Below are 24,158 nucleotides of genomic sequence, written 5' to 3' on the forward strand. Positions count from 1 at the left end.
AAATGTTTAAAAAATGTATTTGACGTTAAAGCCACCATATCCGTTCCGCGCGGGTGAAGGCCCAAAATAAGCTGGTGACCCTCCGCCATAGGCAACGGCGTTCAGAGAGGTCAGGGAACTATAACGACTATTGGTCATATTGTCGAGGCCGGCATAAACGTTAATTCCAAAGTGTTTGGACAGGCCTCTTTTGAAACCTATTTTGGCATTCAAAACCTGGTAAGAAGGGTTGTAGGCAGTATTGGCATCGTCTAAAGGAAAACGGTCATTAAAAAAATAATTTCCATCGAAGTAGATTCCTCTTTTTGTTTCTATATTAAGCCCTGCACTTACTACCCAGGGAGCAATACCGGTAAGCTGATTTCCGTCATATACAGCTTTTACCTGATTCTTAGCATCCAGTATCTTGTAATCATCAAACCGGAAATGCGAGTAGGTTACCGCTGCATGCGGTCTGAGCAAGGAGATTTCTTTACCATCCTTTTCTTTTATGGCCAGATATGACATTGCCAACTCGATACCATTATGGCTGGTGCGACCGGAATTGTTATAAATGGTAATCCCCTGCTGCACTGACTGCGCAATCAGTTCGCCGTTCATATCCATTTTAAAAAGAGCGAGGTCGTAAGCTAAACGGGACCGAAACAAATTACCTTTTGCGTTTATCTCATAATTAATGCCTTTTTCCGCCTGAAGTCTGGTATTGATGCTGCCGTCAACGTTATTTATCTCTGAACTTGAAGGGGGGGAGAAGCCGGAACTAATACTTCCATGCAAAGAAAGTGCGTTACTAAAATTGTGGCTTAAAGCTATACGCGGCGAAGCTTGTGGCTTAAATTTCTTAATGCCACTTTTTCCAGGAACCAGGTAATCGCTAACATCATAAGTGAGACCATTATAGCTAAGTCCTGCTGCCAGGGTTGTTTTCGGACTGATGGAAGTTTCTGATTGGTAAAAAAGGGAGTAAAGCGTGTTTTTATAATCGGTATTGCTTTTCACTGCGCCCTCGTGGCCATGTTCATTCACATACTGGGCTCCTTTGGTATTAGCCTGGTTAAATTCTGCACCCACGGTAAATTTAGTTGGGAACACCATAAAGGCCGGATCAAACGTGAATCGCGTTCGGCCGCCATAACTTTGATAGTAATTCCGAATATAGGCATACGGCAAAGGGTGATCTAAATCATAGAAATACGTAAAAATACTGGTTGAGTTAGAAAGCTTGTCGTTGAATAGATATTGTTGCCCAATTCCAATACGGGTCCAATTCTGATAGCGCCCCGCGTGTTTATCCAGGTTAGTTGCATTGGCCTGCCTCGGGTTTTCTTCCACCTGCTGCCGTGTAAGCGATCCCGGAATCTGGGCATGCTGGGTTGTTCTGTTCAACAAGAGGGTAATCGTTTGCTTTTCAGACGGAAAAAACTGAAAGTTGCCAGCAAGGAAACGCCTCAGGTCATGGCTATGCACTCTGAATCCGTCATATTGCTGCCAGCCATAAGAAATATAGCTGTTCATTTTATTTCCACCATTGCGATAAGTCGTGGCCAGGCGCCTCAGCCCGTAAGAACCGGCAAGGCTTGAGACTTCTACACTTTGTTCCTGGTAGGGAGAACGCTGCAGTTGGAAATTGATGACGCCGCCCGTCCCGCTACCATAAATACTGGATGCCGGGCCTTTTATGATTTCTGCCTTTCCTATGTCGTTTACATCCAGCGCCTCAATGCGGGTAGTGCCATCAGCTTCTGTTACAGGAATATCATTTACATAAATCTTTATATTACGAATTCCCCACTGCGCCCTAACGCCATTTCCCCTGATAGAAATGCGAGATTCAGAAAGTGTGCTTTGGTCCATTTTAACACCGGGGACGCTGTTAAGGGCTGATTGTAATGATACGCCATTCCCCTGCCGTAGCTGACTGCCGCTGAGACTGGCAATTGAGCCGGGTGTTTCTTTATTTGTTTTGTTGCTGCTATATGCGGTTACACGTACTTCATTTAAAGAAATCGCATCAGCTTCCAGTTGAATATTTAAATCCTCGTCCTGATGGTTATAGCGCACGGTTTGTGTCCGGTAACCTATCATGGACAACCGGAGCGTCCCTTGGGGTTGATTGGTATTTATTTCAAAATATCCGGTACTGTTCGAAAGAGTACTGACGTGAATGTCAGCGGATTCTATGGTGACACCACTGAGCACCTGATGGCTCTGAAGATCATAAATATGACCTTTGATAGTATATTGTTTAGCATCTGCTTTAGTACTGAGAAGAATAGAAATTGCAGGTACTAAAAAATATTTTATTAGTTTCATTGAATACAATTTTTAGGAAAGGTTGAATGACCCTCCTTTCATTGAAATTGGGGGCATGTGTTCGTGCACATGCTTTTTTATAGGAAAATGAAAGATGTATCCACAGGAGTATAACCTAATTCATTTTCGGAAAAGGCAATCCTGTGATACGCTGATGAGTTATCAGGCGGCAGGTGGTTTGAAAACGGAGTGAGGACGATTGATGGTTTCGGGATCAGGTAGCAACGGAAAATTTTGCTTCTCGCGGTAAGAAGCTAAGAGCGGTAGTGTAACAAGATATTGATTGAAAAAATAAAAGTCGTTTTTGTTACCTCCCCTACTTTCGGGATTTTGTTGGTCTTTCTTTTCTTGTTTCGCTAGTTTTTTCGCCATTTGACACTTACCATTGCAGTGCAACATCGGGCGTGCCTTGTTTTCACATTTAGCGGCATAACTTTGTGTGTTTAGGTAATAATCACTTATAATCAACACCCTGTTTAGTAATTGTAGAAGCAGCGCAATCAACAGAATGATGACTCCCAGCTGTTTATATGTGATTAAGCATGTCAATGTTCGGCAAAGGTAATATTTGTAACTTACTAAATGGAGCACAATCTCAGGCGATTTATGGGACTTTCAGCGTTTTGCCTGAAAATAATTTGGGCAAATACCCTATAACCCTATTTCATTCGTTATAAAGTCCTTTATCCCATCTTCGCCGGTAATAATAAGCCACAGCTTATTATCTTCCACGGAGATTTTGAAGTTAAAGAAATCGCAGCAGATACGTTCTGTTTTTATAAAAGTGATTACCTCATCAATATTTGCATCTGTAGATTCAAACAGGTAAGAAAATCCGTTGGGTAATTCCTCACGCTTTTCCACCTTTTCTTTTAGTGAAGTAATTACTTCCGATTTTCTCTTTTGCAGCTCGGGAGTGGTCAGCTTACAAGCAATTGCTTTCTTTATAGTGCTGTCTGTCATGCTAAAATTTGTTGGTTTGCTTTGAGCGGCCTGTTTTGGTAAATACCATTCTGCGCGCCAATAAGCTATTTGTTATTAGTAAAGTTGTGAAACATCCTCTTCCGGAGTTTATTATTTTTACAAAGATAGACAGTGGCGTATAGTTCTTGGTGTATTTTTGTGGCCGGAGGATGTCTTAATCCTGTATTCAGAACATAGCGCAGAACAGCCTGTATTCTGAAGTGGCGTTAAGGCGCCACCTGTTTCTATAGGAGCGTATTTAAGCGTAACGGCGGCCATTGGTTTTGGATTGGATCATATCAAAGATGTAGCTGTACCATAGGCGGGACCTTGCTTTACATGGATATTGCCTGAAAAATGGAATACTTTAATAAAATAGTGATAGTTTATGAGGAAGATTCTTGCATTTTTTATTGTTAGCATTGTCATATGTAATTGGAGTTGGGCACAATCTCCCCGCGTTGTAAACATCATCAATTTCATCCGGGATATTGAACCGCGGGACCCTGATCATATTACAAAAGAGGTTTTGTACCAGACAGTGGTAAAGCAAATTGAGCTGATGAATAAGTATCAATTAGGAGGCTCCTTTTTGTTACAATACGATGCATTGATGGATGAACGATACCAGGATTTATTAAAAAAGCTACCGAAAGATATTTTTGAAATTGGCGCCTGGTGGGAGATCCCGCAACCGCTGGTGGAAAAAGCCGGGATGAAATGGCGGGGACGCTACCCCTGGGACTGGCATGCTGACGTAGGATTTTCTACCGGCTATACGCCTGCAGAAAGAGAAAAACTGATTGATGTGTATATGGCAGATTTCAAAAACATATTTGGATATTACCCCAAGTCTGTCGCTTCCTGGTTCATAGATGAGCACAGTTTAAATTACATGTACGAGAAGTACCACATCGTAGCATCAGCGAATTGTAAAGACCAGTATGGGACAGATGGGTACACCTTATGGGGCGGCTACTGGAACCAGGCTTATTACCCCAGCAAAAGAAATGCTTATATGCCTGCACAGAATAAAGAGCAACAGATACCTGTCCCGGTTTTCAGGATGCTTGGCAGCGATCCCATACACCAGTACGATGATGGGGTGGAGCGCACAAGGCAGGGCGTTATAACCTTAGAGCCGGTTTATCCGAAAGCGGGTGGTGACTCAACCTGGGTGCATTGGTTTTTCGACCAGTTGATCAAGGGACCTTCCATGGCTTTTAATTATACCCAGACGGGGCAGGAAAATTCATTCACCTGGAGTGCCATGTCAAAGGGGCTGGAGATGCAGCTCCCGTTGATTGCAACATTGAGAGATGAAAAAAAGATCCGCGTGGAAACCTTAGCCGAATCGGGTGAGTGGTTTAAAAAGCAGTTTCCGGTTACGCCACCCACGTCGTTTACCGCTTTGGAAGATGTACGCGATGGAAATAAAAAGACGGTGTGGTTCAACAGCCGTTACTACCGGGCAAATCTTTTATGGGAAGGGAATACGTTGCGTTTCAGGGACATTCATATGTTTGATGAAGCGCTGGCGTCCCGCTATGAGAAGACGCCTGTCACGTCTAATGAATGTGTGTTCTTTACGTTGCCCGTTATGGATGGGTACCTGTGGAGCAAAGAGGGGAGCTATGCCGGAGGCTGGTTTAAAGTGATGCGGAATGGTAAAGAAGAATTGTTGACGGGCGGCACACCTGTTGTGGATGATAAAGAAAAGGGTAAATTGAAAATAGCCTGGCCGCTGGAAAATATCAGCGGAACATTGCATGTAGAGTTTACCGAAAGAGAGCTATTAGTATATTTGAAAACAAGCAGTAATGCAAAGTGGTTTATAGACATGCGGAAAGGTAAAGATATTACCTTGCCTTTTGTTGCCGTTCAGCGGAGAACTGTTCAGGGGAATTTTGAGAACCATACATATAGTATTAAGGCCTTAACCGGAAATTTTGTGGGGGGTGAGGATTTCATATTCAGAATGACGCCCGAACACCAGCGGATAAAATTATTGCTTACCAACGGGAAGTGAGTAAAATAGCATTGTATACTGTAACCACCTAATATTACATAAGCCATTGAGAAATGAATAAAAGTAATCCGAATAATCGGGTGGGGCCTATAGTACAGGATGGCAGCATAATATCTTTTAGTTAGTTTTGATCCGGTGACATTCTAGCTTTGGTAATTATTTAGCAGAATAACTTGTCATATAAGTTAAATGAAAAAGGAAGAAGCTGCATTAATCGAGGAATTGAAGGATGGCGATATACGGGCTTTTACCCGAATCTATGATCTGTACCATACGCGGTTGTATGCCTTTATATTTCGCTTCGTAAAAATTCCTGAGCTTACTGAAGATATTCTACAGGAAGTGTTTCTAACTTTATGGAGAGTGAGGGCAAAAATCGACAGTGCGCAGTCATTTCAGGCTTATTTGTATAAAATATCCAGGAACTGCGTTTTTAAAGCGCTGAAAAAGAACGCCAGACAGCAGGCATTTTTAGAACGCATACAATCGATACCATACTCACATGCCGAACCAAGTGAGGATAAGTTGCGATGGAAGGAATATGAGAAAATTCTATCAAGAGCCATTGAACATCTCCCCCCACAACGAAAAAAGGTTTTTCAGCTTTGCCGGGAAACGGGAAAAAGCTACGATTCTGTGGCTGAAGAATTAGGGATTTCAAAGAACACGGTAAAAGAACATATGATATTGGCTATGAAAGCCATTAAATTGTACTTAAATAAATATACCGATTTTCAATTACTGCTATTGTTGGCGTTACTGCCAATATGTTAGTTGCTGCATATCAAAAAAGAAAAAATAAAGCAGACCCACCCTATTTTCTACCGGAAAGATATTATATTATAACGGCAAAACAATTATTTTCAATGGAGAGGGATATTCAATACTATACAGATTTACTTAGGAAATATACTAACGATGCGTGCTCACCGGAGGAAATAGCTGTTTTAATGAAATTTTTCAGCGGTAATGAATCGAACCGATTGTTGCTACATGAAATTCACACTCGTTATTTTGATAGCGAAGATAATGACAAGGGCGTCGTGATAACAGCGCATCAGAGTGATCGGATCAAGAGGCTTTTAGTGGATGCCTTGGTTACGGAAACAAATGTCCACGTCGTATTCTGGAAACGAAGATGGTTTCATGTTGCGGCAGCCCTTCTGTTGATCTGCTTTGGCCTTTTTTGGTTGTATCCTCAAACCCGCTCTGTGAAACAACAAAGCGTTCAAAAAGAAATGGCTGTAGTGCCTGGTACCGAAAAGGCCTCCATCAAGTTGTCAGATGGTACTAGCATTAACCTGGGGGTTGGTTCAAACGAAGTTCTTTATAATAAAAATGGGCTTCTGATTTCACGTACTGCCGATGGTACAATTAAGTATGAGGTGCCTGCGGCTACGCAAAACGCTGTGCCACTGCAAAGTACCCTTACAACGCCTGTTGGTGGTGAGTGCAAGGTAGCACTGCCGGATGGCTCAAAACTCTGGCTGAACGCTCGTTCCTCGGTGGAATTTGAGGTAGCGTTTGGGAAAAGGGAGCGCCAGGTATCGGCTCGCGGAGAGGTGTATTTTGAAGTAGCCAAGGATGCAAAACGGCCGTTTAAAGTATTCTCTGGTGGGCAATCTATCGAGGTACTGGGGACCCATTTTGTGGTAAGTACCAATGCTGACAATACTCAGGTGAAGACCACGCTGATTGAAGGAAGTATACGGCTATCCAATGGAAGAGTAACGAAGGTATTAAAGCCGGGGCAGGAGTCGTACTTAAAGGCTGACAAAGATGAAATAGTTGTAGCACAAAAACAAAATCCGGAAGCGACTGCTGCCTGGAAAGATGGGTATTTTGTGTTTGACAATGCTGATTTTGGAACTGTTGAAGAGCAGATCAGCAAGTGGTATGACGTAGAATTTGTCTATGACCGCTTACCTGGCAACCTCTTTTATGGCAAAGTCGAAAGGAAAATATCATTGGAAAAAATGTTACAAATGCTGGAGATTGTTGGTAATATTCATTTTAGAACAGAAGGGAGAAAAATATACGTTATAGAGTGAGCCTCGGAATTTTAATACAATAAAGAATATAGCGACCAATTCACCCCTGAAGCCATTCAAATATTATTGCGAGTCTATCGACTATACTGAAAGACATCTTTGGTAATTTAATTTTTTTCGATTAATTCTCTGTGCGTGAAGCGCCTAGCCGAAAGTAATTTTTTATGACGAGAATGAACAGGTGCTGAAATAAAAAATGATATCCGACCCACCCTCCTTTAAACCAGGAGGATATTATTATATATTGGCGGTTGAAAACTGCTTGTCTTAGACAATACAATAAACTGATCCTTTTTAGAAAAACAAAGCCGGAAGTGCAGGCACACTTCCGGAAGAGTTAGGTCAGGATAAGCGAATGCAGGACACATTGATTATCTAATAACCATAACAAATACAAATGTATGAAATTTAATTTTCGTAATGACAGTAATAATATATTGCGAAAAGTTACCTATTTGCCTTTTCCATGTACTAGAACTAAGTCTAAAATTTTTCTAGCAATGAAATTGACTGTTTTGCTGATGACGGTATTCTGCTTGAAAATGAGCGCTGCCGTGTGGTCCCAGCAAATAAATATTAAGACCAGGAATGAGCCCTTTAAGAATGTGATAGAGCTGATAGGTCAACAAAGTGGTTACTCGATACTGGCTGATGGTAAAGAGATAAATAGTTCCCGCAACGTTTCGCTCAATCTTAAAAATGTTTCATTGAAACAGGCATTGGATGCTTGTTTCGAAGGTCAGCCGTTTGCCTATCAATTAATGGATAAAGCAATCCTGATTACAGCAAGGAGACAACAGCCGGTGGTGCCTCTCTCATGGGTGTTGAACGGTAAGGTAGTGAATAAGACGGGTGAGCCAATTGCGGGAGCTTCGGTTTTTATTAAAGGAACCAGGCGGGGCGCCTCTACTGATCTAAACGGAAAGTTTATGATAGAAATAGATGCGGCGACAGATTCGTTATTGGTTACTTCAGTAGGATACAAAGAAAAAACAATAGCCGCGGGAAACGCCCGGGAAATCACAATTATACTGGAACTGGATCTGGAGCGGCAAAAGATTGAGGAGATCGTGATCGTGGGGTTTGGCCAACAAAAGAAGCAAAATGTGGTTGGAGCGATTACAACAGTTAACGTAAAAGAGATAAAAGGCCCGACCAGTAACCTTACAACAATGCTTGCCGGCCGCATTGCCGGCATCATTTCATACCAACGAAGCGGAGAACCCGGTCAGGATAATGCACAGTTTTTTGTAAGGGGGTTGGGTTCTTTTGGAGGAGGGAAGGTGGATCCGCTAATTTTAATAGACGGTATTGAATCATCGGGTACCGATCTGGCCCGTCTGCAGCCTGATGACATCGCTAACTTTTCTGTTCTCAAAGATGCTACGGCGGCAGCCGTATACGGGGCCAGGGGCGCTAATGGGGTATTGCTTGTGAACACAAAACAGGGAGTCACTGAAAAAACCAAGTTTACTTTTCGTGCAGAAAATTCTTTATCCAGCAATACCCAAAACTTTCGCATGGCAGATAATATTACCTATATGAAGGCCGCCAACGAAGGTGCGTTGACAAGGAACCCGCTTGCGCCCATTCCTTACTCCTTAAGCAAAATCGATTTTACCGAGGCAGGGGCCGACCCTTTATTATATCCCAATAATGATTGGATGAAGTTGATGATTCGCGATTATACGATGAATCAGCGCTTTAATACGAGTATAAGCGGAGGGGGGCGTATTGCGAAATATTATATCGCAGGCACCTTTAACACCGATAAGGGTATTTTAAAAAACGATGAAATGAATAATTTTAAAAGTAATATTAAACTTCGGAATTATTCAATCCGGTCCAACAACACTTTAAGCTTAACAAAATCGACCGAAGCAATTATACGCGTATACGGCCAGTTTGACGATTACAGCGGACCTATAGGCGGCGGCTGGGGCGTTTTCAATTCTGTGCTTAAAGCAAATCCTGTCGCTTTCCCTATCTTGTTTCCTGCGGAGCTCTCCCCTTATACCAGTCACTTGATGTTTGGCAGTGAGCTTGTACCAGGTAGCACTTCCACCCTATATACTAATCCTTACGCAAATATGGTTTCGGGATATCAGCAGCATACTTCTTCTACCATCAACGCTCAGGTGGAGGTCAGGCAGGATTTGAGTTCCCTGCTGCCCGGCCTTTCAGTAAGAGCAATGAGTTACGTGCGCCGCTACGCCCGCTTTTCTTCCCAACGCCGTTATGTACCATTCTATTACCGTGCTTCTTCAATAGACAATGTCATCACTCTTACACCCCTTAACGATGGAAACGCCGGATCGGTGGGTGAAACCGGACGAGAATACCTGGACTACTCTTCAGGAGATAAAGAGCAGACAAACAATTTCTATACGGAAGTCGCGACGAACTACGCCCGCACCTTTCATGAAAAACATGATGTATCGGGAATGCTGATAGGTATTGTTCAGAATTCTATTGTCAGCAATACCAGGAATGATGGTCTGGAGCAATCCTTGCCAAGACGAAACATGGGCCTGTCCGGACGGATGTCCTATATTTTTGATACGCGGTATCTTTTAGAGTTCAACTTTGGCTACAACGGCTCAGAACGGTTTTCAAAAAACAACCGTTGGGGTTTTTTCCCTTCACTGGGAGCCGCATGGGTAGTGTCGAAGGAGTCGTTCTTTAAGGTTGATGGTATTTCAAACCTCAAACTTCGCGCTTCTTATGGTTTAGTCGGAAATGATGCTATCGGAGACGCCAACGCCCGATTCTTTTATATGTCCGACGTAAACCTGAACAATGGCAATTATGGCGCGAGCTTTGGAACAAACTGGGGATACAGCCGGCCAGGGGTATCTATATCACGCTACTCCAATGACAAAATAGGCTGGGAGGAATCACGCCAGTTAAATTTTGGCCTTGACGTCACTGCCTTTGGAGTAAATGTAATTGTTGATGCTTACAGGCAAAAGCGGAGCAACATATTAATGACCCGGTCATATGTTCCCGGGACCATGGGCTTGCAAGCTAGTATGCAGGCCAATGTCGGCAAGGCTGAATCCGAAGGTGTCGATGTGGGTATAAATTATAATAAGGCTTTCAAAAAAAGTATGTGGACCCAGCTAAGGGGCAACTTTACTTTTGCGCGGAATAAGGCTACGGTGTACGACGAACCGACTTATAAGGATAACGAGTGGTATAGAACGCACGTGGGTTATTCAATACAGCAGCAGTGGGGTTATATAGCAGAGAGATTATTTGTGGATGATAACGAAGTTGCCAACTCTCCTACACAGTTCTTTGGATCAGGAAGGGAAGCTCAATATGGCGCCGGCGATATCAAATATCGGGATGTAAATGGCGATGGCGTCATCAATGAAGCGGATGCGGTACCCATTGGGCTGCCAACGACACCCGAAATTATATACGGTTTTGGAGGCAGTTTCGGTTATAAGAGTTTTGATGTAAGTGCCTTTCTTCAAGGTTCAACCCGATCCTCATTTTTTATTAGCCCTTCTGATATCTCCCCTTTTGTTACTAACGGGGGCCAACAGAACGGGTTACTGCGCGTGATTGCAGAAAATCATTGGTCCGAAGATAACAGAAATCTGTATGCTTTTTGGCCGAGGCTTAGCAATATTCAAAATAACAATAATAACCAACGATCGACCTGGTGGATGCGCGACGGCTCTTTTCTGCGGGTTAAGAACGTGGAATTGGGGTATACGCTTATTTCCAGGCAACTGACTCGTTGGGGCTTGTCCAATTGTCGGATTTATCTAAATGCCAGCAACTTGTTTGTTATAAGCAAGTTCAAGACCTGGGACCCTGAAATGGGAGGAAACGGTTTAGGATATCCAGTACAAAGGGTCTATAACATAGGAATCAATTTGGGGTTATAAGCATTAAAAAAGAGATCAAACAATGAACAAAATAAAACAGTTCGGTTTAAGGAACAGTAGTTTAGTAACGATAATGATCGTATGTACCTTCTTTGGTGTGTCTTGTAAAAAGTTTCTGGATATTGTTCCTGATAATGTGGCGACCATCAATCACGCATTCGCGAATACTGTAGAGGCAGAGAAATACCTGTTTACCTGTTATAACTATTTACCGGGGAGCGGTTCAACCAATGGCAATGTCGGTCTATTGGCCGGTGATGAGCTTTGGATACCGGATTATCGGCAGTATTTCCAGGCGGCTACATGGACGGTGATTGCGCGCGGCCTGCAAAACGCCGGAGACCCAGCGGCAAATTATTGGGATGGCATGCAGGAAGGCAAAGACTTGTACGAGGCCATCCGGCATTGTAATATCTTCCTGGAGAACGTAAGCAATTTGGAAAAAGTAAGAGACTTGCGACTGGATAAGCGCAACAGGTGGCTTGCTGAGGTGAAGTTTCTGAAAGCATATTATCATTTTTTTCTTTTGCGTATGTACGGTCCTATTCCTATCATAAGGGAAAATATTGCTATTTCCGCTCCTCCCGAAGCGGTTCGGATAAAGCGCAGGCCCGTGGATGAATGTGTTAAATACATATCGGAACTGCTGGACGAATCGTACCAGGATCTACCGCTGGTCATCACCAACAAGAATGATGAGCTTGGACGGATTACCAAGCCCATCAACCGGGCCGTAAAAGCAAAGTTGTTGCTGATGGCGGCAAGTCCACTATTTAATGGTAATTCGGATTATGCGTCTTTCGAAAATAAGGATGGAGAGCAGCTTTTTAACCTTCAATATGATCCCGGAAAATGGCAATTAGCGGCGAGTGCAGCAAAGGAAGCCATCGATGATGCCGAAGCAGCGGGTCATAGATTATATTATTATACTGCCATACCCGGATTTGAAATGTCAGAAAACACTATGACCCAAATGAGTATACGCGGTGCTATTACCGAACGGTGGAATGACGAGGTGATCTGGGGCCTGTCGAATAGTCGCGCAAATACTCTGCAGCGGGCAGGACAGCCGCTACTTTATGCAGATATGAGCATTAATGCGGCTTACGCCTCCTTAGCAGCACCGTTAAAAATTGTTCGGCAATTTTACACAAAAAACGGTGTGCCAATAGAGGAAGATAAGACGCAGGACTTTAGTGAGATAAGTAACTTGCGCATGGCTGCCCCTGAAGAAAGTGTAAACTTTGAAGTAAGATATAAGACGGCGAGGATCAATTTTGACCGGGAAAACCGTTTTTATGCAGACTTAGGGTTTGATGGTGGTAAGTGGCTGACAGCCGATTTGCCTGCCCGAAAAGATCTTGAGGCCTATGTGGTAAAAGCAAAGATGGGTCAAATTAGCGCTGGCTCTGCTTTTGGCCTCTACTCTGAAACCGGCTATTTTACGAAAAAACTAGTAAACTGGGAATCAAGATTTGCCGCAAATACTTCCGTCAGGGAATACCCCTGGCCCGAGATTCGATTAGCGGACGTGTACCTCATGTACGCGGAGGCGCTTAATGAAGTATCCGGACCGGTACCCGATGTGCACCGTTACCTGAACTTAATTCGTGCCCGTGCAGGTTTGGAACCTGTAGCAGATGCCTGGCAAAAATATTCGACCAACCCCGCGAAACCTAATACGAAAGAAGGAATGCGAGCCATCATACGCCGCGAACGATTGATAGAAATGGCCTTTGAGGGAAATCGCTTTTGGGACCTAAGGCGATGGAAAGAGTCTGCCAGAGAGCTTAATGGGCCTATTCTCGGATGGGATATTAACCAAAAAGATGCCGAAGCCTATTATCGGGTAAGGACTGTATATCAACAGCAGTTCATTGCACCGCGTGATTATTTCTGGCCTATACGGTTGGCCGAAATGACCGTGAACTCAAATTTAGTACAGAATCCTGGGTGGTAATCCATTTAATTAATAGAGATCAATTTAATTCGTAGAATATGAAAACAAGTAGTAATAAATATCCCTGTTTATCCGTATTAATTGCAGCACTTTTTCTGTTGGCTGGATGTAAGGAGGACCTGATTATTCCTTTGGAAAAAAATAGCAATCCACCTGATCAGGTAAGTAACATTACTGTTGAAAATCAACCAGGGAAAGCCAAAGTTACCTATGTGCTACCCCGTAACCAGGACCTGCTCTATATTAAAGCGGTGTACGAGATCCGCCCGGGGGTGGTACGAGAGGTCAAGTCTTCTTATTACGGAAATACTATGGAGCTGGATGGCTTTGCAGATACCAACGAGCATGAGGTGAAGCTATATTCTGTAAATCGAAGTGAAACAGCTTCCCAACCCGTATTAGTAACGGTTAAGCCGCTGGAAAATCCAATATGGGAAGTCTTAAAAAGCGTGAAGATACTTCCCGATTTCGCAGGCGTAAGAATAACCGCGAAAAACCCTAATCAGGCTAACGTAGCATTGGAGATCATAAAAAAGGACTCTTTGGGAAAATGGGTGCCTTATCCTCCCTTTATTTACTCTTCGCAAAGCAGTATCAGCTATACCTCGCGCGGATTAGACACGTTTGCGAAGCAATTTGGCGTTACGGTAAGAGATCGGTTTCTCAATTACACTGATACGCTTTTTACTACGATTAACCCCCTGTTTGAAGAAGCATTAAGTAAGTCTTTATTTAGTGAAGTTCGCCTGCCTGGTGATGCCAAAATACAAAAAGTAACACCCGGAATTCCATTATTGTGGGATGGGGATGTCAGTTGGGCCGGAAGCAACCGCATGCTCACCGATATGGCCGATCTCAATCCGCAATGGATCACCATAGATTTAGGTCAGCTCGCAAAACTCAGTCGTATTAAAATTTGGAATTATGCAGAATTCATGAGTAATGGCCAGCATCAGTTCTACTATCGTGGGCAATTGCGCTTTTTTGAGATTTGGGGATCAGTCAGTCCCAATCCGGACGGAAGCTGGGACAGTTGGGTCAGGCTTGGATCTTTCGAGAATATAAAACCTTCGGGAAGCCCTTATGGTACAACAACGCAGGAAGACTGGAGTAAGGCCGTGCCGGGTTTCGATTATGATTTTGATCCCAACGCCCCCAAGGTAAGATATCTCCGATTTAAAAGCCTGCAAAACTGGATGGGAACTACTTGGTTCGAGATTAAAGAAATTTCTTTGTATGGGGACAGGCGTTAAAATAATTCTAATAAGTATTGATGGGTATAAAAATAAAATATAATCAAATGAGCAGATATAACAGCAATATAAAGTGGCTATTCCCCGTGTTGTTTTTCCATCTTTTTATCGCGTCATGTTCCAAAATGAGCGATTATAAAAAATTCGTAGAAGGCGGGGAGATCTCTTATCCCGGGAAGATAGATTCTGTGGTCGTTTTTTCGGGAGATGGCCGTGTACTTATCCAGGGACTGTTTAAATCAGATCCCAAAGTTGCCAGCTGTAGGATCTATTGGAACAATATGCATGATTCTTTGGAAGTCCCTGTAACAAGAACCGCTAACACTGATACACTTAGGCAATTCATTACACTGACCGAAAACCTTTATAATTTCCGGATTCATACATTTGATGCGCTGGGTAATAAATCCGTACCGGTATATGCCACCGGAAGGGTATATGGCAACGCCTATAAGGAGTCGATAAACAACCGCCTTATCCTTCGCCAAATGGCGGATGATCGGGATAACGTGCTCATTGCCTGGCGGGATATTGATAAAACATTGGGAGCATTTGCCACAGAAGTACGCTATGGGTCAACCACCGGGTCACAAAAGACAGCCCGTTTCCCGATTAGTGAGAAAGAATCGACCATACCCGATTACGAGCGGGGCACACCTATTGAGTATCGAACCTTGTATCGGCCGGATACGCTGTCCATCGATACGTTTTATACGGCTTACTCACCTCTTGTTGGAGATTTTTATTTCAAAAAGCAAACTTGGACAATAGTAGATTTTTCGTCAAACCATGGCGGAAATGATAACAAGGTGCAGAATGTTATCGATGGGACTTACACAACAAGATGGCATACATTGGTTGGACGAAGGTACCCTCACTTTGTAGTGGTTGATATGCAGAAGAAAAGAAACATTACCAATTTTAGTGTTGAAAGAACTACGTATGATAGCCCGGGTGGCGATTCGCGGGCTCCAACTACTTTCCAGCTCCTTGTCAGTGAGGATAATATTGTGTGGAGAGATCTTGGCGTTTATAAGTTCAACAATCTATTAAATGGGGAACAGTTCTATCCAATGTCGCCTGCAGTGATAGCACGGTACTTTAAATTTATTGGTTTGACCGGCACGGATAATAATATGGTACTGGGAGAAATAAGTGTATATGGCTATTGAATGAAATAGACAACCTTGAGGATACCCCTCGAAGAGCAGAAAATTAAATTATTACTTATCATAGGAAGTAAGAAAAATAATTGTAAACTTTAGCCCGCGAACACTCTAATAGGACAATAAATACGGAGAATTGAAAAAAGTACATCTGATTTTACTAATTGCCGGGTTTGCCGTAATAAGTACCGGCATGAATACGGCTTCGGCACAACAAGCAACTGTTATAAATCTAAGAACCGAGCATCTGCAAAATCCTATTGGTGTTGATAACCCTAACCCTCGCTTTACCTGGCAGATTAGTGCGAATAGCGCGACTGTTGTGCCATCTGATTGCCAGGTTATTGTTGGGACGGATTCAGCCGCGGTATCGGACGGAAATGGAAACATGTGGGAAGCCGGGAAATCAAAGGCGGCTATTCAACTTGTGGAATACGCCGGCAAGCCGTTACAACCGTTTACTACCTATTACTGGAAAGTGAATGTGAAGGATGAGAAAGGGCATGTTTTATTATCCCGCATCGCAACTTTCGAGACCGGGATGATGGAGAAGCACAACTGGCAGGGAGCCTGGATCAGCGATCATCATGACATTCAATACAGACCCGCGCCTTATTTTCGGAAAGCATTCAGGCTAAGCAAGTCTGTCCGGTCTGCAAGAGCTTACATTGCCGCGGCAGGTTTGTATGAATTGTCTCTGAACGGGGAAAAAATTGGAGACCATTTCCTGGATCCCATGTACACCCGCTTTGACAGAAGAGTATTGTATGTAACGTATGACGTTACTAACCAACTGCAGCAAGGCACCAATGCCGTCGGCGTTATTTTAGGTAATGGCTGGTACAATCATCAATCACTGGCTGTATGGGATTTTGATAAAGCGCCCTGGAGGGGCCGCCCGGCATTCTGTCTGGATCTGAGAATTGTGTATACTGACGGATCGGTGGAGGTTGTCCGCTCAGAACGTGATTGGAAAACCTCTTCGGGACCGATTATTTCAAACAGCATTTATACCGGAGAGCATTACGATACCCGGCTAGAACAGGAAGGGTGGAATAAACCAGGATTTGATGATTCCAAATGGCAGGGAGTACGTTACCGAAGCGCACCTGCCGCTAAAATTATTTCACAGCAACTGGTCCCCATCCGGTTAACGCAAGCTTTTGAACCTATCAAGGTCAATAAGATCAATGATACCACGTATGTGTTTGACATGGGACAGAATATGGCGGGGGTAACGAAGATCCGGGTAAAGGGGAAGGAAGGAACCGTTTTAAAGGTCAGGCACGGCGAGCGGCTTTACGACAACGGAAGGGTGAATATGTCCAATATTGATGTGTATTACCGGGGGGACAAAGATGCCGATCCTTTCCAGACCGATATTTTAATTTTAAGTGGCAAAGAAGATGAAGTCATGCCGAAGTTTAACTACAAAGGTTTCCGGTATGTGGAGGTGACCAGTAGCGCTCCGGTTGATCTGAATAAGAATAGTGTAACGTCATATTTTGTACATAGCGACGTAAAACCGATAGGCTCCATTGGAACTTCTTCTACGTTGATCACAAAACTTTGGAAAGCGACAAATAATGCCTACCTGTCTAACCTGATGGGTTATCCTACGGATTGTCCCCAACGTGAAAAGAACGGCTGGACAGGAGATGCACACTTAGCGATAGAAACTGCTCTGTACAATTTTGATGGGATCACGGTATATGAGAAGTGGCTGGCAGATCATCGTGACGAGCAGCAGCCGAATGGTGTGTTGCCGGATATTATTCCAACGGGAGGATGGGGATATGGAACGGCAAACGGATTGGACTGGACCAGTACCATCGCGATCATTCCATGGCAGTTATACATGTTTTATGGCGACAGTCGCGCGTTGCGCGATAACTATGAAAATATCAAACGCTATATAAATTACGTAGATCGCATCAGCCCGACGGGGTTGACAAGTTTTGGCAGAGGAGATTGGGTACCGGTGAAATCAACCTCCAATCTGGAGCTCACCTCTTCGATCTATTTTTATGTGGATGCGGATATATTGGCCAAGACCTCAAAACTTTTTGGAAAAACAGCAGATTATGAAAAGTATGATGCCTTACGTAAAAAGATAAAAGATGCTATTAATGATAAATTTCTGAACCGGCAAAGCGGTATCTATGCCAGTGGCACACAAACAGAACTGAGCATGGCGCTGCACTGGAAAATTGTACCGGAAGATATGATCGCTAAAGTTGCAGCCAACCTGAACAAGAAGGTCGAAGAAACAAACTTTCACCTGGATGTCGGCGTGCTGGGTGCCAAGGCGCTTTTGAATGCGCTTAATGATAATGGCTATAAGGAGTCGGCTTACAAGGTTGCTGTACAGGACACTTATCCGTCCTGGGGTTGGTGGATCGTGAATGGCGCTACCACATTACTGGAAAACTGGGATCTTAAAGCGACGAGGGATATTTCGGATAATCACATGATGTTTGGTGAGATCGGCGGTTGGTTCTTCAAAGGTATCGGCGGTATCAGGCCGGATGAAAATGCACCCGGCTTTAAAAATGTGGTTTTGTCTCCCGCTTTCCCCCAGGCATTAAAAGATTTTACAGCAACACATGAAGGCCCCTACGGAAAAATTGTTTCGTCCTGGAAACGGGTTAAGAATAAAATTGAATATGAAGTAGTGGTGCCGCCTAATTCAACCGCAACCATTACTTTTCCTCCATTAAAAGGCAAAGCCGTTTACGGGAACAACGGGCAAATAATAAATACGACATCGGTTCAGGTAACATCAGGTAAACATGTATTTACCATCCGGTAAATAAACCATAGCAACTTGCAACCTCTTGTCGAATCATAGCCTTTAACTTCGTACCGGTCGCTTTCATTTTTTGATGTTGAAATCAATGATGACATTATTGGCTAACATCTTTCCATTCTCATGCCTTATAACAGAGCCGCAAGGGACTAATACCAATACAGCAGCAGCGCCTGGTTCTAATTTTAATATCGCCCTTTTTGCAACATTTTTTGCAATAAACCTGCCGGTTACTGTGTTATATAAATCAATCTTGTGTTTCTGCGGGTTATTTATAACAACGGGTTTTTTCTCCCTATGCGGATTAAAATAAAGAAATGTAGGAAACGCTTTCTCGTGAAAGAAATCAGTAGCCAATGCATCCAACTGAAGAATTCCCGGAACATTGGTTTTTCTAATTATGCTTCCAAAGATACCTACATGACCACTTCCATACACACTAAACTGCGACTCCTGCGGGTTCTTCCCCTCCACCCATAATGGTCCATCGCCCTGGGCCACCGGAGCTTTCAAGTGCTCAAAACCCTTGTAGGAAGACTTCTTTATAAAACCCTCATAAGCGATTACCCCTTTGGTTACTGCTGACAGGTTTGGCAAGGTTTGATGATCTTTTGGCATATACTGCGGATAAAAAAGCCTGGCGGCATTTGCAGCATTCAACATCCATTTCCCGATTGCGGCAGCATAAGACTGATCATACCTGACCATGGGCACCATGGGCCATGCAAGATCGTAGGTGTTCATCAAGAAAGCATAACCACCCCGGTCAACCGTGCTTCCGACCGTTCCCGAGATATCGAATCCACTCCATGTTCCCACCAGTACACCCCAGCCCTCGCGACATTTAGCTGTCCCGTCGAAACTCCAGTGAAGCATTTTCTGCGTATCAAAATTCTTCCCAAGCTCTGCATTTATTCTGGCTGCTAAATAAGCGCCGAATGGCATTAACACCTCGTAAGTGGGGTTAGCCGTCAATTTGTTCAAGGCTGCTAAAGCACTAATCGCACCGTTTAAATACCTGGGATCTTTGAAATGTTTATAAGCTGCATACAATACCCAGGCATGGCCGGCTGCTGCATCCGGTTGCGCACATATTGCGTTCTTCTGGGGAAGCATCTTGCCATAATCAAAATAAGAGTAGTCATAACTGCCGTTCAATATGGAGTCCGCTGCATAAAACTTATCGGCTATGCTCCTTGCTATTTCATCAAACCCCTTTTCATGCGGGTACAAATCATAGACTGCATAAAACAGAACATTCGGATACACGTCATACCACCAATCCCTACCATAACCTCCACCGAGTAAAGCCACCTCCGGGGCGGTATTGTTCATCACAATATTCCATCCTGTTTCCCTATTGAAATAGTTCTTTAGCATCGCCACATAATTGTATGGCTGTTTTGACTTGTCGATGCCAACTAACGAAGCGCCTAGCACGGCGCCTATATTTGCCAGGGCTTCATGAAACATACCATGGTTGACGTACGGTCCTTGTCTTACATCCCCAAGGGCAGTATATATCACAGCGATATTCTGATTAAAATTTTTTTTCGACTTGTCCATCCATATCAATGGCCAATACTTTCCTTTTGCGTTGAAATCATAAACAGTTTTGTCAAAATCCTTTGCGAGTTTGTTATAATCAATTATATTGAAAGGTTTTGGCAGATCCGGCATTTGATCAATCCTTTCGATGCTTCGCTGTGGTACTTGTCCAAACGAACTCGTTGAAACCAGTACCAGAGATCCTACGATTAAAGATTTTACAATCCTGTACATTTTCATACTATTTAAGTTTAAGCAATTTTTTCATCAGCACCGTGATCAATTTTATCCGCGACTTCGCTCTCTTCACCAGGAAGTCTCCTGCCATCCGCTATAATAACCCTGGCCACGAAAATCGAGCTTAGTTGCAAAAGTGCAATAATTATGATAGCATAACGCAATGCCGCCTCATTCGATACCAAATAGGCGATCAACAAAAACGTACCTGCGCCCACAAATCGGCCTATATATAGCCCGGCTTCGTGATTAAGAATATAAGAAAACTCGCTCCTACCTTCAATTTTAGAAACGATATCAATCACCCTGAACTGAATGGGGAAATAAGCCAGGTCCATCAATGGCTTTGCAATAAGTAGTAAAAGAATAAATATAACCACCCCGGTTTTATTAAATAGAACACCGTTAAAAATAGCACCAAGGGCAAACAACGAAAGGCCCACAGCAAATATCTTTACCCTATCGGATGGCTTTGATAAACGGCCAACAATATACATGATGAATGCGGCTAAAACAGCGCCAATAGATTGTGCGGTACCTAAAGCCCCCTCTTTTCCCAACAACAACATGATTAACATTGCGGGCGCTGTTACCAGAAAACCCTGAGCCAGGCCTTTAAGCGACGCAAGAGCCAATAATTTATACCAAAGCGGATGAAATTTGAAATAGATATACTTTTTTTCAACTGGGTTTTGAAAAGTACCTCTAAAGCATATAATCGAAGCAATGATCGTTATAGCAAAAACGATTCCAGTTATAATAAGATAAGCGTTCTTTACTTTTACGCTGCTACCCTGTGACTCAATAAACCATCCTATAGCCACCGGAATGACAACGGCAATAATAGTGTAAAAAAAAGTCTCGAGGCCGTAATAGTAATTTCTATTTTTATCGTTTGTAATTGACAGTGCCAAATAATCCCGGTTAGCCCAGTAAAATCCAAAAGACAATCCCATAGTGAGACCCGCTATCGCAATGCCGACCAGATCTATTGATTTTAAAGACATCATGATTATCATCGACACACCGCTAAGCATCATGCCTGCAGAATACAGTTTCCGGATACTAAAATGCCTCAATAAAACCCCATTTAACAAAAAAGTTAACGGAATACCGGTGTAAATTGTAAGTTGATATATTACTACTTTATTTGGATCGTTAGAACTACGCATTACATAAGCGGCAACAAATATGTCGATAACCGGCAGCACAAAGGCATAAACCAAATTAGTTAACACCAGTATTTTAAAATTATGCGGCTGTTGCTTAAAATGCTGAACCTCCCTCATTAACTTTCTAAACATCCTTAAATCTTAAAAGTGAATAAATTTCCTTTATTGAAAAATCCGCTTTACATATATATTCATCAGAGGCTCCGTAGTACACATGCAGCGTATCGCCATCTTCATCAACAATGTGGCCGTTAGTAAAGACCACATTGCCAAAGAAACCACTTAACTCATACGACGTTGAGGGTATCATAATTGGATCGTCTGTTCTCGCCAAAACAATGGCAGGATTATTTAGATCAAGCAAAAAAGCCCCAAGGCAATACTGGTGACTTTCATTCGCGCCATGATATATCTCCAGCCAGCCTTTTTCAGTTTTAATTGGGGCCGCTCCCGCGCCCACTCGAGCACTGTCCCACGATTTCTTTCTTGTCTTTACAATACATTGATGGTTGCCCCAATGCAGTCCGTCTGGCGAGGAGGCCAGCCAAATATAATTACCGCCTATTTCCACACTGCTTGGCCGGTGTAATGCGTAATAAAGACCATTAATCTTTTCTTCGAAAATGGCACAGTCTTTATTATGCGGCGGGATGATCATGCCGTGCGATTCAAACGTTTTCCAGTCCTTTGTAACTCTCAATCCCACACCCACCCCGTTTTCAGAAACCGCAGTGTAAGTGAGAAAAAAGGAGTCACCGATATGCGTTACTCGACAGTCTTCAATACCGTAGGCCTCGAGATTAGATTCGCCAACAAGTTTCGGGTAGCCTTCCGGCTCATAGAAATGAATGCCGTCCTCACTGCATACCAGCCGGAGATGCGAAAGAGTAGTCAGGTAATCGGCGCCTTTGTAATTAATGACCCTTGCATCAGAGGCATCTAAATAGGGGTCCGACATATCAATTTCTATTATTTGCATTGCCCCATCGCCCGTGAGAATTGGAAAAGAAATAATACCCTCCTTTTGCGTTGGCCTTTCCGCTACACGAATCAGCATCCATATTTTATTTTCAAAACTGAATACGCCAGGATTCAAGAGAGATGTGATTTCGAGTCCATCTAAGCTAGGTTTAAGGTCCGCAGGAAACAATATGGGGTTCTGAGCTAATCTTTTAGCTATATCTTGCATCAGTAGAATCTATTTTTATTTAGAGAAATAAAAGGGCTAATCAGTCTATAGCCCTTTTGAGTATAATGTTAGTATCCGGGGTTTTGCGTAAGCGTTCCTGCAGAAGCATCAATTTCGCTTTGTGGAATGGGATACAAATAGTGCTTAGCCTGAAAGTTCTTTCCAAGCGCATTCATCACCGCCTTAGCAGTTCCCCAGCGCTTTAAATCCGGCATTCTTTGGTTCTCGAAACCAAGTTCTGCGCGACGTTCAGATACCAGCCATGCCTTAACCGTAGTTTTATCGGTTGACGCCGCCCTATCCGGCAGCGTACCGGCAGGTGGTTGCGTACCTAAAGCAGTAACGGTATTCCTTGCCCTTGTTCTTATTTTGTTAATGTATGAAACTGCAGTTGTAAAGTCTCCAGTTTCCAGGGCAGCTTCGGCTTTCCAAAGAAGTACATCAGCATAACGAATTAAAATCTTATTGTTCGGGGCATCGTCGTTCCCTTTATTTGTCCCGTCTATAGAACCTAATAACTTATTTGGATTTTGGCTTGCCACATTTACGGTATATAGTTTTCTTGGGTCATTGGGCTCAAAAGAGTTCAGAAAATCCGTACTGGGAGCAAAGAACCCCCAGCCTGCAACAGCGCAAATCCCATTTCCGTTCGAGGGATTTTGCAGGCTTGTGTGATTATAAGCAAAGATCACCTCATTGTCGGTAAATTCAGTGTTGAAACTGCTAAAGTAATTGGTGTTGAGACTGTAAAATCCTGTGTTTTCCAACTGGGTGACTAAGGATAATACCTCACTCCATTTTTGTGTGTATAAAGCCGCTTTTGCCTGCAATGCTATGGCTGCCCCTTTTGAAACCCGCCAAGGCTCAGTAGCAGAGCTGTATTTGGCATTAGGAAGCAAGCCGATTGCCGTAGTAAGATCCGATTTTATCTGGTTCCAAATAGTATCTTTCCCTACTCTTACGGCAACTTTGAAAGCCTCCTGGTAGGACTCAACTGAGGATGTAATAAGAGGTACGTCCCCAAAATTTGTAACCAGTGAAAAGTAATAATAGGACCTTAAAAAATAGGATTCTCCCAGCAACTGATTTTTGCGGGCTGTGGTGATACCGGTTAATTTTTCCAGATCAGGATTCTTTAAAAAGCCAATAGCTATATTCAGCCTTTTAATGCCTTCGTAGTCATATTTCCACAAACCATTCGGGCCTCCGTTTGACGCTGTAAAAGTAAAATTATTGATATCATCCATCCAGGGCTGGTCGCCATCAACCGCCCATTTTTTTTCCATGTCGTCAGATTCGATATCGGATATTACAATGTCATTTTGAAACACTAAACCGCCTGCCCAATCCCAGTTGCCCAAAATATTCAGTGTATTTGATAACAATCTATACGACGATTTCACCGAAGTTTCAACCGTCGTGATTGTCGGCGCAGCATTTACCTGGTCCTGCGTTAACAACCCAATTGATTCAGATGTCAACTGTTTCTTACATCCAGCCACGAGCGCGACGAAAAACAGTATGAATAAGGTATATTTATATTTCATTTTTTATAGCATTAGATTA

15 protein-coding genes are annotated in these 24,158 nt (G+C 43.2%); 8 read left to right on the forward strand and 7 right to left on the reverse strand.

All coding sequences use genetic code 11. The features are described from left to right. Positions 1-6: 6 nt before the first annotated feature. The 3 genes from AC3WS5_RS03555 to AC3WS5_RS03565 all read right to left on the reverse strand — a co-directional run bounded on the left by AC3WS5_RS03555 (position 7) and on the right by AC3WS5_RS03565 (position 3,276). Entirely contained in the window at positions 7-2,313 is a 2,307-nt protein-coding gene (locus AC3WS5_RS03555; protein WP_492465843.1) for a TonB-dependent receptor, read from the reverse strand. 162 nt (positions 2,314-2,475) lie between these two features. After that, entirely contained in the window at positions 2,476-2,781 is a 306-nt protein-coding gene (locus AC3WS5_RS03560; RefSeq protein ID WP_492465844.1) for a hypothetical protein, read from the reverse strand. A 183-nt stretch (positions 2,782-2,964) separates the two neighbouring features. Next, positions 2,965-3,276, reverse strand: a complete 312-nt coding sequence (locus tag AC3WS5_RS03565; protein WP_492465845.1) for a hypothetical protein — start codon at positions 3,274-3,276, stop codon at positions 2,965-2,967. 388 nt (positions 3,277-3,664) lie between these two features. Between AC3WS5_RS03565 and AC3WS5_RS03570 the strand changes: the two genes are divergently transcribed. The 8 genes from AC3WS5_RS03570 (at position 3,665) to AC3WS5_RS03605 (ending at position 18,449) form a co-directional block, all read left to right on the forward strand. Further along, positions 3,665-5,305 (forward strand): DUF3863 domain-containing protein, encoded by a 1,641-nt coding sequence (locus AC3WS5_RS03570; RefSeq protein WP_492465846.1) that lies wholly within the window; start codon positions 3,665-3,667, stop codon positions 5,303-5,305. Positions 5,306-5,494: 189 nt separating this feature from the next. Continuing rightward, the gene (locus AC3WS5_RS03575) at positions 5,495-6,079 is read left to right on the forward strand and encodes an RNA polymerase sigma factor (protein ID WP_492465847.1); all 585 of its coding nucleotides are present in this window, start codon (positions 5,495-5,497) and stop codon (positions 6,077-6,079) included. Between the two features lie 176 nt (positions 6,080-6,255). Next, positions 6,256-7,356, forward strand: a complete 1,101-nt coding sequence (locus tag AC3WS5_RS03580; protein WP_492465849.1) for a FecR family protein — start codon at positions 6,256-6,258, stop codon at positions 7,354-7,356. 500 nt (positions 7,357-7,856) lie between these two features. Continuing rightward, entirely contained in the window at positions 7,857-11,258 is a 3,402-nt protein-coding gene (locus AC3WS5_RS03585) for a TonB-dependent receptor (RefSeq protein ID WP_492465850.1), read from the forward strand. A 22-nt stretch (positions 11,259-11,280) separates the two neighbouring features. Then, positions 11,281-13,218, forward strand: a complete 1,938-nt coding sequence (locus tag AC3WS5_RS03590; RefSeq protein WP_492465851.1) for a RagB/SusD family nutrient uptake outer membrane protein — start codon at positions 11,281-11,283, stop codon at positions 13,216-13,218. Positions 13,219-13,256: 38 nt separating this feature from the next. Continuing rightward, complete coding sequence (locus AC3WS5_RS03595; RefSeq protein ID WP_492465852.1) at positions 13,257-14,471, forward strand: DUF5000 domain-containing lipoprotein; 1,215 nt, start codon at positions 13,257-13,259, stop codon at positions 14,469-14,471. Positions 14,472-14,518: 47 nt separating this feature from the next. After that, positions 14,519-15,643, forward strand: coding sequence for a DUF4998 domain-containing protein (locus AC3WS5_RS03600; protein WP_492465853.1), 1,125 nt, complete (start codon positions 14,519-14,521; stop codon positions 15,641-15,643). A 130-nt stretch (positions 15,644-15,773) separates the two neighbouring features. Beyond that, on the forward strand, positions 15,774-18,449 hold the full coding sequence (locus tag AC3WS5_RS03605) for an alpha-L-rhamnosidase (RefSeq protein WP_492465854.1): 2,676 nt from the start codon (positions 15,774-15,776) through the stop codon (positions 18,447-18,449). Positions 18,450-18,512: 63 nt separating this feature from the next. Here AC3WS5_RS03605 and AC3WS5_RS03610 read toward each other — a convergent pair whose 3' ends face one another. The 4 genes from AC3WS5_RS03610 to AC3WS5_RS03625 form a co-directional block, all read right to left on the reverse strand. Beyond that, entirely contained in the window at positions 18,513-20,228 is a 1,716-nt protein-coding gene (locus AC3WS5_RS03610; RefSeq protein WP_492465855.1) for a hypothetical protein, read from the reverse strand. Positions 20,229-20,245: 17 nt separating this feature from the next. Then, positions 20,246-21,535 (reverse strand): MFS transporter, encoded by a 1,290-nt coding sequence (locus AC3WS5_RS03615; protein WP_492465856.1) that lies wholly within the window; start codon positions 21,533-21,535, stop codon positions 20,246-20,248. Then, complete coding sequence (locus AC3WS5_RS03620) at positions 21,528-22,592, reverse strand: glycoside hydrolase family 130 protein (RefSeq protein WP_492465857.1); 1,065 nt, start codon at positions 22,590-22,592, stop codon at positions 21,528-21,530. The genes AC3WS5_RS03615 and AC3WS5_RS03620 overlap by 8 nt, the downstream gene beginning before the upstream one ends. A 68-nt stretch (positions 22,593-22,660) precedes the next feature. Next, positions 22,661-24,139, reverse strand: coding sequence for a RagB/SusD family nutrient uptake outer membrane protein (locus tag AC3WS5_RS03625; protein ID WP_492465858.1), 1,479 nt, complete (start codon positions 24,137-24,139; stop codon positions 22,661-22,663). Positions 24,140-24,158 lie beyond the last annotated feature (19 nt).

This window comes from Niabella sp. CPT15-335-S11 (assembly GCF_058792415.1).